A 15,865-nucleotide genomic window follows, 5' to 3' on the forward strand; every position below is an offset into this window, starting at 1 on the left:
TCCTGAGTGCTAATCAATAATTAAATACCATATATTTAATTATTTGTCAATATACTAGGAGCAAATGGCTTATAAGTAGGCATTCCTATAGTATACCTTTTACTGCCATTCCAAACTCATATAGAAAATAGCCCGCAAAGCCTATTAAAATAATTCCAGCAATGATAGATACCCATTTTATCATTGCGCGATTCATGACTTTTCTTGTTACTGAAATAATTGTTAAAAGGCCAATATCGTGAATAAGAATACCAACTAAAATACCTGTCCCAACTATAAGAAAATTTGATGGTTGAGCTGCGTCATACGAATCAGAGAGTACAGCTCCAAAAACGGAAACCCAAAATACAAGATTTCCTGGTGAAACAGCTACAAGTAAACCGTTACGATATGAGGTCAAAAATGATTTATTTGATTTTTCACCATCCATTGTAATGTCTTGTTCTGAGTTTTTGATAGAATCATAACCCAAGAAAGCTAAAAACCCAGCACCAATAAGCCACATCGGTATTTGAATAAATGGGATTGCAAGTACAGAAGCCAGTCCCATATATAAGGCAATAATTAATAGGAGGTCTACTGTCATTCCACCTAAACCAACAGACCATCCATGCATAAATCCCTTTTTTAAACCTTGCTTCGTCATTTCAACTGTAATCGCTCCAACAGGCATAGCAATGGCCAGACCCGCTAAAACATATGTAAAAAATAATCCCAAAAATATTCCCCGCTTTCAAATTTTGTGTCTTTCTTCATCTGCTTACATATATATTAGCACATAAAATACATAAAGATGCATATAGTTTAATTATTATGCACATTTGTTATTATCCGTATTACTTTATAATCTGCTTATCTGTGACTGCTCCTTCTCTTACAATACATCCGCTATTCTCACTTGAATATAAAAGAGTTACCAATCATTTGTAGATAACAGGAATAGCTAACATATGAAATAGAAAAGACCCAGAAATCGGAAAGGTTTATTTTCACGAGATCAAGGTCATATTAACGATTTATGGTCATTAATTGAATATATATTGGTCGCAATTCTTGCATTATTTTTGGTTAATGGTGTCTTTTGCATATTCGTAAACATAACGTACTTGTTAATCATTCCAAGACTTAGATTCGCACCTTTTTGCATTAAATCCGTTAATACTAAACTATCCTCTACTGTTTGAAATTGTTTTATTCTCTCCTCATCCTTCATTAATTGGTGGATTATTTCAAGTTGTGGAAAGGCATATTAATTGTTCTATCATATCGTTTCCCCTACTATCATATTGGATATTTCTATTTTACCAAATTAACAGGGGGTACACATTAAAAAGAATAATAGGCACTGTTTTTTGCAATAAAGCACACCTACGCTAATTTCATACACAATAGAAAACAATGTTACACTACCCTATACACCGACAAGATAATAACATATATTAAATTAAGGTGATGAGGATATGAAAACAAAAATGTATATTAACAATGAGAAGTTATTAGCGGGAATTACTATGAAAGACGCAGGCGAACCTGAATATAATAATATGGCTCTTCATGCTTGTGAAGTACCTAGTCATGTCATTGACAATCGGAAGAAATTAGCTACTTCCTTGAAATGTGAACTGGATAACTTCGTTTGTTCCAACCAAACACATAGCTCTAATTTTCATCATGTGACGCTTGGTGATAAAGGACGAGGCTCTAAACGAATGGACGACGCTATTGCCGATACAGACGCACTGTATACGTATGAGCCCAACCTGTTGCTATGCAGTTTTTCTGCGGACTGTGTCCCAGTTATTTTTCATAACGAAGTGACTGGCCTCATTGGTGTGATTCATTCCGGATGGCAAGGTACAGTTAAGGAAATTTCTTTGAAAGTTTTTGAACATTTAATACAAGTTGAAAAATGTAGCCCGAGTGATATATATATACAAATTGGCGCTGCTCTTAGCCAAGAAAAATTTGAAGTAGATGAAGACGTATATGTGAAGTTCAAACAACTCGGTTATGCAGATGATTTTATCTACTTCAATGAACAAACCCATAAATATCACATTGATAATCAGCAGACAGTCAAAAAACAATGTGAGTTAGCAGGTATTCCGAGGAATCAAATTAAAATAGATCAAACATGTACGTATTTTAGTCCCGATGGATTCTCCTATCGTCAAGATAAAAAAAGTGGTAGACACCTTAATTTCATTATGAAAAAAGGTAATTATCCGCTAGAAAAATGAAAGGTCAAGATCCGCTATATAAAAAGCACATCAACTTTATACATTGATGTGCTTTTTATTATGATAGAATCAAAGTGATGTCCATATATGAATGTCATCACCACTTCACGTTTAATCGCATAAATCAAAACGATAGAAACCTTTTACTTTTATTGAAAATCTTCCGTTCGGGTATTAGACCTCAATCGGTACTAAACCAAACTCATCTTCTCCATATTTTTTTATCATTTTTTCTTTAAACTCTTCAAAAGATAAGTGAAAGTTATCCGTTGGAGTTCCTAATAAACAGCGAAAAACGCCATCCTCATAAGTGATCAAATAACTCTTCTCTTGACTTGTATTTTCGGAATAAAATTCATTTGTATATTCGCCAAGCTGGTCAATAGTCATTTGACTTTTTAAAAAAATGGGTAGATCGACGCTAACCTATATAACAATTCGCTTGACCTTCACTTTACATCCACCCCACACTAAATTAAATCGCTTTCAAACCGTTCGAACTTCAGCAATATGATCCAATTCCGCAATACAGGGCGTAGAACGGCAATTAGCGAAAAAATGGAACTTCTTTCACACCTACCATACGTGCGTACATAAAAAGTTGTCCTTTATGGTGGATTTCGTGATCATACATTGCAGTTAGATATCTTTTTTTCGGCCCCTGCAGTTTCGGGTGCGATGAATTATTTTCAGTTTCTAAGTCTGCATCAGTCAATGATTCATATGTAGCCTTCGTTTTTTCCGTAAAGTCCTTTACAACTTTGCGCACATCCCTCATCGTCTTACATTCGGTGACGTCTGGTGAAGCAAATTCTTCAGTCTTAACCATTGTAACGAACACATCATTCCATCCAGCAACATGCAATGCGAGTTCGCCAAGTGTCATAGCTCCTTCCCACGGTTTGAAATCAATATGTTTGTCATCAATGAGTTCCAGTAATTCTTCCAGTACATTTCGATGTTGTAACCATTCATTCATCATTTGCTTTGCTTGCCCCAAATTAATTCCTCCCTTATTAGGTCTTCCATCTACACTAAAAAAACTCATTTTAACATTATTCTTTTGGGCCAACCCAATTGCTGCTCCCAAAAGAGCATTCATGACAAATATCACAAATACAAAAAACAATCCCGCAATTACCCAGATCCTAGTGATGCGCCAAAAATTAGAAAGAGAGTGCGTTTCTCACTCATATTTTATCCCCCTCTTCCTCGTTTTCGTTAAGGTTGATTGAAGGACAATCCCTCATTATTTCATGAACCAATTGTTCGTAATTTCTACTCTCAAATACAATGTGATCAAATTCACATCCCTTCAATTTAAGCATGACGACTTCATTTTCATTATGATAGGCCAAAAAGTATTTCTCATCTTCAATCATAAATATTCCAGCTTTATAGCCAAATGTCGTGATGCCTGTTCTCTTAATAGCCGCTGTCCATGAAAAATGAAATTTTCCCACCCGAATTTCTTCAATTGAGGTGTAAGGTATTTTGATCTCTCTCCTCAAAGTTAAAGCTGCTGTCCATCCCGAAATATTCAGTAGTAACTCACGATCACCTGCCACAACTTGAAAACTCATCTTGAATCCCCTCCAATTTACACAGCCAATCTTCCATGGATTATTTAACCAATAATCCGATTAAAGAAATCACATGGAAGGCAATTCCTCCGTCATCCATGGATAAAAAGTAGGTTGTTGCGGTAAATACCCAATAAATTTACGCATTTGTTCATGGCGTTTACCTTTAAGCAAGATTTTCCCATCTGTAAGTAAAATCATTTTAATAATCGTTATTTTGCCTGTTCCGTTGGGACCGAGAAGAACCACACATTCTCCTTGATTAATATGAAAATCGATATTTTGAACGACTTCATGATCTCCGTAGCTTTTTTGAAGTAGGTGTATCTGAGCGTTGCCTCCTTCCTAAGACAAAATACAAAATGGGGCCGATTATGTTAATCAATATAATAATCGCACCCAAAACCATTTATAATCAGCAATAAATCCCATAATGCCACAGAAAAATAAGCGCAGATGTAAAATTAAGATAGGCAAAGTAACGGTAACCAAGCTTCCATTTCATCAATTCCAATGTGATAACCATAATGCATGTGTTGCCCCCTTACCCTTTTGGTGATTTTTGCGGAATAAACATACTCCCAAAAATTCGAGTGGTTCGTTCAGGAGTTAACTGGTTATTAAACGCCTTCTCAATCGCCTGTTGAATGGACTGGGTAAGCTCCTGAAATTCTTCATCTGACAGATGCAAAGGTACATACGCATAGCTAAATCCTTCTTGCTCGTACTTTTCAGGGGGCGTATTAGCCAAATAAGATGTCGCTAATTGAAGTAAATTACCGTGAAATACGGAAAAATGACGGATATGGTCTTCCTGTGAGATCGTTTCAATTTCGCTTTCAGGAATTTGCAAGTTATCTATTTTGACTGAGAATTTTCGTTCTTCTGTCCCTTTCACCTTTTGCGTTTCAATGACTTCAATAAGGTTTGCTTCGAGTAAAATATTTATATGACGATATAACGTAGCTTGAGGAACATCTCCAAGTATCTCTCCAAGTTGAGCTATCGTCAGTGGTTTGTTTAGCAACAATTGCTGTACAATTCGCATCCGCACGGGATGAAGAAGTAAATCGGCTTTTCCTTTCATTGAATTCCTCTCCAGTGTATTATCATTCTATAAAATGATAATACAATATCCAAACCATACTGTCAATGTTGGTTCGGAATAAGATTTGTTCAAATATCCCACAAACATTATTAAACTCCTCTGTAAAATGAACCAAAAACTTACGGTTTACCTCTTTATTCATGCCGTAATTTCCTTAATGCTGAATATGCTTCCATTTCTATTCCGAATCATCAGATTCCTAATTAAAGGAGATCGTATCATGCACTTCTTCATATCTTTTTAACCAAATTGCACAACGTATATTTAAGTAAACTTCTCTTTCCTTGTCACCTTTTCCCTGCACAATTACGAGGTTTTCTATGAGTTTACTATCACCGACGCGACGGCTTCTGGAATAAAATTCCTTGAAGGTGCTCTGTTTCATGCTTAGTAAGGAACATTCATTGGAATTCGCATACCTAACCTTGGTTCTTTTACATTTGCAGCTGGATTTTTTAATAAAACCTTCTTCATATCTCCATTTAAACAGCAACCTAATAAATCGTAAGCTATAATAAAGTACATCCATTTATAATAGCGAAAATACAAGTAAGGTGCCTATCCTAATTCGTTAAAAGCGCCCGTTTGCGTAAGAACGTTTACGGGATATTTGACATTCTTTACATATCCCTAATCACTAAGTATAATAGACCTGTAAAGTCGATTTCAATGAGCATATCAATTTAATTATAAGAGGTGAATTTTGTGAGTGCGGTAGTTTCTAAATAAGAAAACATTATAGGAAATAAGAAAGTTTTAACAACAGGGGATTTCAGTTATTTTCACCCCCTTATTTTGTTATGGACTTATTTCCACTTATGAAGATACCTACCATACTTTACAAACAAGTGCATCACTTCATGATTAGAACTATCGTTATTGATGGTTTTATTTATGTATTTTACTTTTGCATTGTAAACGTAAGCTGCGGTGGATTCCGCAGCTTTTTTACATCTATATCCAACTCATTGAAATTTTGTCGTTAGGTTTCTTCATTGCTGATCTAATAATCACATGGAGGAGAATGAAAACATGAATGAAAGTACTTTTGAAAAATTACAGTACAACGAACTAAAAGAGATCATAAAATCTTATTGCGCTAGCGGACTTGGCAAACAACTATTTGATAAATTAATTCCAAGTTCTGACTTAAAAGTAGTCAAACATCGATTAACCGAAACATCTGAAGCACGTGCCATTCTGGATGCAGGAGGAAACGTACCTTTTATGGGTATGTCCAACATTGAACATACTATTGACAAATTGGAAAAGGGCATAATTTTAGCCCCATCAGAGCTTTTAAGTATTTCCGATTTTTTAAGAGGTTGCCGAAGAATTAAAGTTTTCATGTCCGGTAAAGAATTTTTTGCACCGACTTTATCGTCCTATGCCAATTCCATGACAGAATTCATAGCGGTAGAAGAGGAAATTAACTTCTCTATAAAAAATAATCAGGTTGACTCGGACGCCAGTAAAGAACTCAAACGTGTTCGTCATCATATCCAAACAACTGAACAAAAAGTAAAGGAACGATTAAATAAATTTCTAAACAGTAGCACAAATAAAAATTATATTCAGGAATTCATCATTAGTATCAAAAATGATCGCTATACAATACCAATAAAATCCTCATACAAAAATCAAGTACAGGGAACTATAATTGAAATATCATCTAAAGGTTCGACAGTCTTTATGGAACCAAGTATAGCGGGAAAATTAAGTGATGAATTAGCAACATTAAAATCCGAAGAGGCAATGTTGGAATATCAAATTCTAGCTACTTTAACAGGGCTAGTGACTGAAAATCTTCAAGATATTAATATTAATATTGAGCTTATTTCCCAGTACGATCTTATTTTTGCTAAAGCTAAATATAGCAAAAATGTGGATGGAATGGAGCCAAACATAAATGATAATGGGAATATAAAATTAATAAATTGCAAGCATCCATTACTATCAGGTCATGTTATACCACTGCAGTTTCAGATAGGGAGCAGTTATCGTAGCTTAATCATAACCGGACCAAATGCTGGGGGAAAAACAATAGTGTTGAAGACAATTGGCCTTGTTACTTTGGCAACGATGTCTGGGTTCCATATTACCGCTTCGAAAGGAACCGAAATTGCAGTATTTGAGCGCATGTTTGTTGATATTGGTGACAATCAGAGTTTAGAAAATGCACTAAGCACGTTCTCTTCTCACATGAAGAACTTATCAGAGATACTTCGATCGGTAAACAACAATACCCTGTTACTATTTGACGAGATTGGCAGTGGGACAGAACCAAATGAAGGAGCAGCATTAGCAATCTCCCTCTTAGAAGAGTTTTATCTTAAAGGATGTATTACCGTTGCAACAACGCATTATGGAGAAATAAAACGTTTTTCCGAAATGCATAGTGACTTTATGAACGCTGCTATGCAATTTAATCAAGAAACATTAGAACCATTATTTAAACTTCTCATCGGGCAGTCTGGGGACAGTAATGCTTTATGGATCTCTAGAAAAATGAATGTACCGGAAAATGTTTTAAAAAGAGCAGAAGATTATATGGAAAATAAAGAATATCGCTTAGAACGGTTAAATGAAAGCAAAATCCTAAGACCAAAAACAGCGGTTGATAAAGTTAAAAATAATATCGACTATCAAAAAGGAGACCGCGTAAAACTGCTTGACCACGATGACTTTGGAATAGTGTATAAAGAAAAGGACAACTATTATAACGTTACTGTGTATTATCAAAATCAATTTATTGAAGTAAACGAAAAACGCTTGGTACTAGAGTTAAAAGCTGAAGAGTTATATCCAAAGGGCTATGACTTAGACACTTTATTCATTGATTATAATACTAGAAAACTAAATCATGATATAGAGCGAGGATCGAAAAAAGCACTTCGTAAAATCCAACAAGAAATTCGAAATAATAATAATTAAAGTAAAAAAGATTCCCACTTTCGTTCGAAGGTGAGAATCTTTTTTACTTTGCACCCGTTTGTTGGGTTGTATTAATCAATTCTTTTAAGATCAGCTTCCCTTATCGAATCACCAGTAATTTCAAAGGAGTATACCGTGTTTGTTGTTAATTCAAGTGTAATTTTCTTTAATGGGATTTTATTTTCATCTTTATCTATTGCATAAATTCAAATGTTTTTTGTCTTCCAAGTCAAAGTCTTCTTGGCGGCCTAAAGCAGTAAGCTTGTCACTAAGCTTACTTCACTATACACACCAAATAACCCAGCACCTTGATAAAGCATGCTGGGCTTTTTCGATATGATTTAAATTAAATAACGCCTCGGTGTACCACAATGTTTCAAAACATTATAACGCGGAATATGAGAATCATACTGTATATAGATTGGTGCATCTAGTAACCAAGGAACATGCTTGTAGAGCGCTAAATCACCTTTAATAATGTTTTGAATCATTTCAGGAAGATTATCATTCAAAACATTATAGCGATTTAATGCGACCATTTCATCATGCTCACTACCGCTTATATATACTTTTCCAGTTAGCATATATTCTCCGAGTTTTGGTCTCCATTCAGCAGTAAGAATATCTTCGCTTCGTACATTTCCTACGTTCATGGCATATTTTGTATCGATTATCAATATACGAGACTCATCTGTTTCCATGTTTGACAATGTATATTTTCTTCCATCAACAGGTCCATATTCCGTTACAGGTGGCATTAATTTCACAGTAATTAAGTAGGATCGCAGCTTTTCCATTTTGCAGGTCCTCCTTTATGTTGTTTACTGTACTATATGGAAAATGCCTACATATGGTGAACCTTACTGCTTGTTATTCTTGCATTAATGCGACCATGATTGCTTTTTGCACATGAAGACGATTTTCTGCTTCCTCGAATACGAATGATTGTGGACCATCTATGACCTCGGCAGTTACCTCTTCGCCACGTTTTGCAGGGAGACAATGAAGAAATATTGCTTCTTGATCTGCATGGCTCAAAAGCTCACTGTTCACCTGATATGGTTGAAATGCTTCCAATCTTACCGCTTCTTCCTCTTCCCAGCCCATACTCGTCCAAACATCTGTATAGACTGCATCAGCATTAGCAACTGCCTCTTGTGCATGATGCGTAACTTCAATGGTCGCCCCCGTTTCTTTGGCGATCTCCTTCGCTTTTTCAACAATAACTGCCTTAGGTTCATAACCTTTTGGTGTAGCGACTGAACAGTTTACTCCTGTTTTAGCACAAGCAAGAATAAGTGAATGGGCAACATTATTGCCATCACCAACATAAGCAAGTTTTTTCCCGGAAAGTGTGCCTTTTTCTTCATACAAGGTCATTAAATCAGCAAGAGCCTGACAAGGATGATAATCATCCGTTAATCCGTTAATAACAGGAACGGAGGAATTAGCTGCTAATTCCTCAACAGATTCGTGACTATAGGCACGAATCATAATACCATCTACATAGCGAGATAATACCTTTGCCGTGTCTTCTACAGTTTCTCCTCTCCCGATTTGAATGTCATCACGACTGAGAAAAAGTGCATGACCTCCCAATTGATACATACCAACCTCGAAGGAAACGCGCGTTCTTGTAGATGATTTTTCGAAGATCATCCCGAGTGTCTTACCTTTTAATATATGGTGGGATTCGCCTTTCTTTTGCTTTTCTTTCAAATCTATTGCTAGGTCCAAAATATCCATTACCTCATCAGTTGTAAGATCCATTAGAGTTAATAAATGTTTACCTTTCAAACTTTCTTTGATCGTTGTCATTAGATCACCTTTTCCTTTCCTATTGATTCTTCTTGCCACTCTTGAAGTGATTTTGGACCAACTATCTGTTGGCTACATGCAGCTAAATACTTTTCTAATGTCTCTATTTCTGTGATAACAATGAATTGGCCGGCTGATGCTGCCATTCTCTTTTCTTCCGCTGCTTTTGATTGGGATAAGCTTACAATGATGGAACCTCTGTTTTCCTTGATCCATTGTGAAAATGAATGATCATCAAGATTCGTTGTAACTGTTGCACCATATGAATCAAGAAGACCGATTAATTGTGATAATTCTTTTTCCTCAGCGTCTAGATAAATATGAAGCTTTTCATTGAAATTAGATTGACTATTCCACTTAACTGCTTTACTTAAAGCCTCAACCACATTAGAACCAAATGCGATTAATTCTCCAGTCGATTTCATTTCAGGAGTGAGCACGGGATCCACGCCGTCTAATTTACCGGTTGAAAAAACAGGATTTTTCACTGCATAATATGTTTGTTTCGCTTGTTGCTGTGTAGTTAGTATAGCACCAGTTAATATTTTGACACATTCATCAATTAAATTATTCCCAGTAATCTTACTGATAATAGGTACTGTTCGAGATGCCCTAGGATTTACCTCTAATACATATACCTGTTCATTGTAAATGACAAACTGCACATTAAAGATTCCTTTAAAAGCTAGCTTTCTAGCAATTTTCTCTGAGTATACATGCGCGTCTTTCATAAACTTATCTGAAATCGAAATCGGTGGAGTAATAGCCATACTATCTCCAGAATGAACACCAGCTTTTTCAATATGTTCGAAATATCCCGGAATGCTTATTTCTTCTCCATCTGAAAGCACATCAATCTCCATTTCTGTACCTCTGTAATAGGCATCAACTAATACTGGAAATTCGATTTGCTGCAAGCTTGCTCGCAATTCATTTTCATCATGAATGACGATCATGCCTTGCCCACCGATTACATACGAAGGTCTAAGTAAAAGCGGAAAACCAATATCATTCATTTTCTCAAATAAATCTTGTTCGTTTTCTGCTGTCACACCAGGAATATGCGGGATGTTAAGCTCTTGGAGAAGTGCATAAAATCGCTCACGATCTTCTACTATATCAATTTGATCTTGGGTAATCCCTAATAATGGCACACCATGATCTTCTAAATCTTTTGCTAGATTAATCGCCGTTTGTCCGCCAAACTGAACAATGACACCATCTGGGTTTTCATGTTCCAACACATTCAGCACATCTTCCGCTCGCAATGGTTCAAAGTATAGTTTATCAGCAATTTGAAAGTCGGTACTTACCGTTCCAGGATTATTATTGATTAAAATCGTTTCGTAGCCCGCTTTTTTCAAAGCAAGTACCCCTTGAACAGTACAAAAATCAAACTCAATTCCTTGCCCAATTCGAACTGGACCCGAACCAATGATCGCGATTCTTTTCTTTTTATTTTGTTTAACCGTATCCCCTTCGCCTTTCCAAGTGGAATAAAAATACGGAGTTTCAGCTGGAAACTCTCCAGCACATGAATCTACCATATTGTATACAGGTATAATATTATGCTCTTTCCGTTTATTTCGAACTTGGATTAATTCAGCATTCCAGATCTTTGCTAACCATTCGTCAGAAAAGCCTTTTATTTTAAGCTGAGTAAGGAATTCCGGACTCACTGTTTCGATCTTTTCCTGCTTTGCCAGATTCTCACATTCAATTAAATCCGCTAAGCATGCTAGGAAAAACATATTTATTTTTGTTGTTTCGTGGATTTTTTCGGAGGATGTACCTCTTCTCATTAACTCTAATATCGCAAAGAAACGCATATCATCAGGTAAGCTTAATGATTCCCACAGTTGCGCTTCATCATAGGTGGAGATGCCTTTCCATTCCAAACCAATCGTTTGCATTTCCAATGATCTAATCGCTTTCTGAAATGCTGCAGGTAGATGGCTTTCAATTGCCATTATCTCACCTGTCGCTTTCATTTGCGTGCTCAGCTTGCGATCTGCTTGTGGAAACTTATCAAATGGCCAGCGTGGCATTTTTACTACAGTGTAATCCATAACAGGCTCAAAGCTTGCAAACGTTGTACCAGTAACTGGATTGATTAATTCATGCAGTAAATATCCCATGCTCAGTTTAGCAGCAATTTTTGCAATTGGATAACCAGCTGCTTTCGAAGCAAGTGCAGATGAACGACTTAATCTTGGATTCACTTCAATTAAGTAATATTGAGAGCTATGAGGGTCTTGGGCAAATTGAATATTACAGCCACCGATTATTTTTAAAGCTCGAATAATTTTTACCGCAGATGTGTATAAGGCTTCATATTCTTTATCATTTAATGTTTGCTGAGGTGCTATGACGATTGAATCACCTGTATGTACACCGACAGGATCAAAATTTTCCATGTTGCAAATAGTAATACATGTATCATTCTCATCTCTCATCATTTCGAATTCTAATTCTTTAAACCCAGCAATGCTCTTCTCAATTAAACATTGTGTAATTGGGCTGGCATCAAGCCCCTTTTTTACAACTGAAATTAATGCTTCTTCTGTGGATACGATGCCTCCGCCTCCACCTCCAAGTGTGTATGCGGGTCGAACAATAACCGGATAACCTGTTGTTTTTGCAAATGTAACTGCTTCTTCAACCGTGTGGATGATTTCACTGTCAGGTACAGGTTCACCAAGTTCATGCATTAATGACCTAAACGCTTCCCTATCTTCCCCTTGAATAATCGACTCAGGTGTCGTCCCTAACACTGTTACATCATATTTATCTAGAACGCCAAGCTGATATAATTCAACCGTTAAATTAAGCCCTGTTTGACCACCAACTGTACCAAGAATCCCATCTGGACGCTCTTTTTTAATTATTTCCGTTACGCTTTCTGTTGTTAGTGGTTCAAAATAGACAGTATCAGCAAATTGTTCATCTGTCATAATGGTTGCTGGATTATTATTTAATAAAATTACTTTGCAGCCCTCTTCTTTAAGTGCCATACAAGCTTGTGTACCTGCATAGTCAAATTCCGCTGCTTGCCCGATTACAATAGGGCCGGAACCTATTACTAAAACTTTATTTATGTCTTTTCGCTTAGGCATATAACTTAACTCCTTTTTGCTGATCCAGTTGATGAAAGAAAGAATGGAGCATCATTGTTTCAAGTTTCACATTTTTCCCATTGGGATGAAATTGATAAGTGACAATTTGGTATTGGTCATGAACAAGGCCATCCACGGTCCCATCTTGTATGGATTTGAATGATATAGAAAAACCAGTATCTTTTAGGCTTTGTTCATCCACTGCATAACCATGATTTTGCACGGATAAAAATACTTGATTGGTTGCTGTATGAATAATTGGTTGTTTAAAACTTCTATGACCACGAGCTAACTTTTCAACTGTGGCACCAAACGTACTAGCAAGTATTTGATGACCTAATCCGAATCCGATCGTTGGGTATTTTTCCGCTATTTTTCGATACTCTGAATGATTTTGTTTCCATACTTCCGGATTACCAGGACCTCCAGAAAAAATAACGCCGTCCGGGTCCAATGCCACTATCTCATTAGCAGGCATCTCTGGGGCAACAATCGTTAATTTGTAATTCTCCGCTATTAACCAGTTTATTAACGACTTTTTCACTCCAAAATCGATGATCACCATATGCTTACTACCTGACTGATTCATCTTTTTATTTGTGTTTACAGCAATTGGTGTAGATGGAGTGGGATCAACAACTTTTAGCTGTTCGTTTGCTACCATCTTAGCTGGCATTTCGCCCCCCGCACGCAATCGTTTCATGATGGCTCGCGTATCCGTATTCGTTAATACTGGTATGTTCTGTTGCATGCATAATCCCGCAATCGTATGATTATCTATATTATTTAGCGGTAATGTTTGTTGAGTGATTACTCCAACCGCTTGAATGTGATCACTTTCAAATTTATTTGTATCCGTACTACTGTTTAGTATCCCTGGATACGTAGAGAGGACAATTTTCCCCTTAACAGCAGGGTCTGTTAAGAATTCAAGAAAATTACCCATTCCAGTATAGTGAATAACCTCTCCATAACTCTTATTGATTTCTCCGTACCAATCGCCGTTAAATATTTCTCCAGTTGCGAGTTTTAAGGAACCTTGCATTATCTTTCATCTCCTATCTACGTATTTTTATTTTCACTCGTGCATTTTTATACACTGAATACAAAAAAATATATTATACTAATTGTTTTTGTTCTATTAAAGTATTAGCCAAAATTTCTAGTGCTTCATTTATTTCTTCGTACGTTACTGTTAATGGAGGGAGTAATCTAATGACATTTGGTCCAGCAGTTATTACTAATAGGCCATTTTGTCTTAATTGAGTTACTATATCACTTACTTCTTTACTGAATTCGCATCCAATCATTAAACCTTTATGTCGGGTGCCTTTAAATTCCGGGACCTTAGCAAACATATCATCAAGCTTCTCAGAAAGATAATTCCCTTTTTCCTCTACTTCAGCTAGAAAATCAGCATTCATTATAATATCCAATGTTGCATTTGCCGCAGACATGGCTAATGGGTTTCCACCAAAAGTAGATCCGTGACTTCCAGGATTAAAAGCAGATTTAACTTTTTCTGTACCAATCATAGCAGCTGTCGGAAATCCATTCCCTAATCCTTTAGCTGAAGTGATGATATCAGGTGAAATATTATAATGCTGATATCCAAATGCTTTACCTGTACGCCCTATTCCTGTTTGTACCTCATCAATAATCAATAAAGCACCTTTTTCCTTACAAAGCTTTTCTATCCCTTGTAAAAAGTCTTCATTTGCAGGGTTTACTCCACCTTCACCCTGGATGACTTCCAGCATGACTGCAGCTGTTTCATGATCGAGTTCTTTTTCTAATGCTTGCAAATCATTAAATGGCAAATGGATAAACGATTCAAGCATCGGACCAAAACCTGCTTTAATTTTATCCTGGCCAGTGGCTGCCATCGTTCCAAATGTTCTTCCGTGAAAGGATTTGTTGAACGTAATTATTTTGGACTTTCCTGTATATTTACGGGCAAGTTTTATCGCTGCTTCATTCGCTTCTGCTCCACTATTACAAAAGAATACAGCTGCTCCCATAGAAGATTGAACAAGCTTTTCAGCTACTTTTTCTTGTAAAGAATGTGTAAATAAATTGGATGTATGCCAAAGTTGCTTTAATTGTGTTTCTGTAGCTGCTACAACACTCGGATTACAATGGCCAACATTACATACTCCTATTCCAGATGTGAAATCTAGGTATTCCTTCTCTTCCGAGTCATACACTTTCGTACCATTTCCAGAGATTATTTCGATATCCCATCTTGCATAGTTTTCAAATAATTTGCTCATGAGTTTCGCTGACCTCCACTTCTTTTCGAATAATGGTGCCTACCATATCAGTACCTTCTATGAGTGGCTTTTTTCCGCTCACGATTACCGCTTCAGTCATTCCACCTTCCAATCCATGGATAGCAGCCATGACTTTCGGTATCATTCCACCTGAAATCGTTCCTTCATCTATTAAAGCTAAGATTTCTTTATTTGTTACATCTTTAATCATATTTCCATTTTTTAATACCCCTGGAACATCTGTTACAAACAATAGCTTTTGTGCATCTAATGCGACCGCAATTTCACCAGCAGCTGTATCTGCATTGATATTATAGCAATCCACACCATCTATTCCAGAAGCAATCGGCGATATGACAGGTACTAAGCCAATTGTTATTAATTTGTGAATCACATCTTTATTAATCGTTTTTATCTCCCCTACAAAACCTAAATTACTCAGGTCTTTCGCCTCAGCATACAGGAGACCACTGTCCGCGCCATTAATTCCAATCGATGCGATCCCTTGCATTTGTAAATGACGGACAAGCTTATTTGAGATAGATCCTGAAAGAACCATTTCTACTACATTCATCACTTCATCTGTTGTTTTTCGCAGACCGTTCACAAATTCGGATTTTATATTCATTTTATCGAGCATGGAATTAATAGCTGGCCCACCGCCATGAACAATAACAGGTTGATACCCAAGTGCTTGTAAGTTTTTAATACTTTCATAGAACTCATCTGTTAGGGAATCAATCATACTCCCGCCACATTTAATAACGATGATTTTACCCATTATTTTATCCCC

14 protein-coding genes are annotated in these 15,865 nt (G+C 36.5%); 2 read left to right on the top strand and 12 right to left on the bottom strand.

Going from position 1 to position 15,865, the window contains the following annotated elements; all coding sequences use genetic code 11:
* Positions 1-85: 85 nt before the first annotated feature.
* Positions 86-718, bottom strand: coding sequence for a LysE family translocator (locus BLE01S_RS06925; protein WP_066138892.1), 633 nt, complete (start codon positions 716-718; stop codon positions 86-88).
* Positions 719-1,460: 742 nt separating this feature from the next.
* On the opposite strand from BLE01S_RS06925, the gene pgeF reads away from it, so the two are divergent.
* Complete coding sequence (gene pgeF, locus BLE01S_RS06930; protein ID WP_066138894.1) at positions 1,461-2,240, top strand: peptidoglycan editing factor PgeF; 780 nt, start codon at positions 1,461-1,463, stop codon at positions 2,238-2,240.
* Positions 2,241-2,414: 174 nt separating this feature from the next.
* Here the strand turns inward: pgeF and BLE01S_RS06935 are convergent, their stop codons facing one another.
* The 5 genes from BLE01S_RS06935 to BLE01S_RS06955 form a co-directional block, all read right to left on the bottom strand.
* Positions 2,415-2,630 carry a hypothetical protein gene (locus tag BLE01S_RS06935; protein WP_066138897.1) on the bottom strand — a complete coding sequence of 72 codons (216 nt, stop codon included), beginning with the start codon at positions 2,628-2,630 and terminating at the stop codon, positions 2,415-2,417.
* A 157-nt stretch (positions 2,631-2,787) separates the two neighbouring features.
* Positions 2,788-3,240, bottom strand: coding sequence for a DinB family protein (locus tag BLE01S_RS06940; protein WP_066140988.1), 453 nt, complete (start codon positions 3,238-3,240; stop codon positions 2,788-2,790).
* A 190-nt stretch (positions 3,241-3,430) separates the two neighbouring features.
* Positions 3,431-3,823, bottom strand: a complete 393-nt coding sequence (locus BLE01S_RS06945; RefSeq protein ID WP_066138900.1) for a hypothetical protein — start codon at positions 3,821-3,823, stop codon at positions 3,431-3,433.
* A 69-nt stretch (positions 3,824-3,892) separates the two neighbouring features.
* Complete coding sequence (locus BLE01S_RS06950; RefSeq protein ID WP_082788607.1) at positions 3,893-4,150, bottom strand: ATP-binding cassette domain-containing protein; 258 nt, start codon at positions 4,148-4,150, stop codon at positions 3,893-3,895.
* 217 nt (positions 4,151-4,367) lie between these two features.
* Entirely contained in the window at positions 4,368-4,910 is a 543-nt protein-coding gene (locus BLE01S_RS06955) for a helix-turn-helix domain-containing protein (RefSeq protein WP_066138906.1), read from the bottom strand.
* A gap of 1,053 nt (positions 4,911-5,963) precedes the next feature.
* On the opposite strand from BLE01S_RS06955, the gene BLE01S_RS06960 reads away from it, so the two are divergent.
* Entirely contained in the window at positions 5,964-7,865 is a 1,902-nt protein-coding gene (locus BLE01S_RS06960) for an endonuclease MutS2 (protein ID WP_066138909.1), read from the top strand.
* Positions 7,866-8,206: 341 nt separating this feature from the next.
* On the opposite strand, the gene BLE01S_RS06965 is transcribed toward BLE01S_RS06960, so the two are convergent.
* The 6 genes from BLE01S_RS06965 to argB all read right to left on the bottom strand — a co-directional run bounded on the left by BLE01S_RS06965 (position 8,207) and on the right by argB (position 15,853).
* On the bottom strand, positions 8,207-8,662 hold the full coding sequence (locus tag BLE01S_RS06965) for a staygreen family protein (protein WP_066138912.1): 456 nt from the start codon (positions 8,660-8,662) through the stop codon (positions 8,207-8,209).
* 73 nt (positions 8,663-8,735) lie between these two features.
* Positions 8,736-9,683, bottom strand: coding sequence for an ornithine carbamoyltransferase (argF, locus tag BLE01S_RS06970; RefSeq protein WP_066138915.1), 948 nt, complete (start codon positions 9,681-9,683; stop codon positions 8,736-8,738).
* Positions 9,683-12,799 carry a carbamoyl-phosphate synthase (glutamine-hydrolyzing) large subunit gene (carB, locus tag BLE01S_RS06975; protein ID WP_066138918.1) on the bottom strand — a complete coding sequence of 1,039 codons (3,117 nt, stop codon included), beginning with the start codon at positions 12,797-12,799 and terminating at the stop codon, positions 9,683-9,685. Before carB ends, argF begins: the two co-directional genes overlap by 1 nt.
* Positions 12,792-13,844, bottom strand: coding sequence for a carbamoyl phosphate synthase small subunit (locus BLE01S_RS06980; protein WP_066138921.1), 1,053 nt, complete (start codon positions 13,842-13,844; stop codon positions 12,792-12,794). The genes carB and BLE01S_RS06980 overlap by 8 nt, the downstream gene beginning before the upstream one ends.
* Positions 13,845-13,917: 73 nt before the next feature.
* Entirely contained in the window at positions 13,918-15,072 is a 1,155-nt protein-coding gene (gene argD / locus BLE01S_RS06985; protein ID WP_066138924.1) for an acetylornithine transaminase, read from the bottom strand.
* A complete protein-coding gene (gene argB, locus BLE01S_RS06990; protein ID WP_174521707.1) occupies positions 15,056-15,853 on the bottom strand; it encodes an acetylglutamate kinase in 798 nt (265 codons plus the stop codon). Before argB ends, argD begins: the two co-directional genes overlap by 17 nt.
* Positions 15,854-15,865: the final 12 nt, after the last annotated feature.

This window comes from Lederbergia lenta NBRC 16444 (assembly GCF_001591545.1).
GTDB classification, from domain to species: domain Bacteria; phylum Bacillota; class Bacilli; order Bacillales; family Bacillaceae_C; genus Lederbergia; species Lederbergia lenta.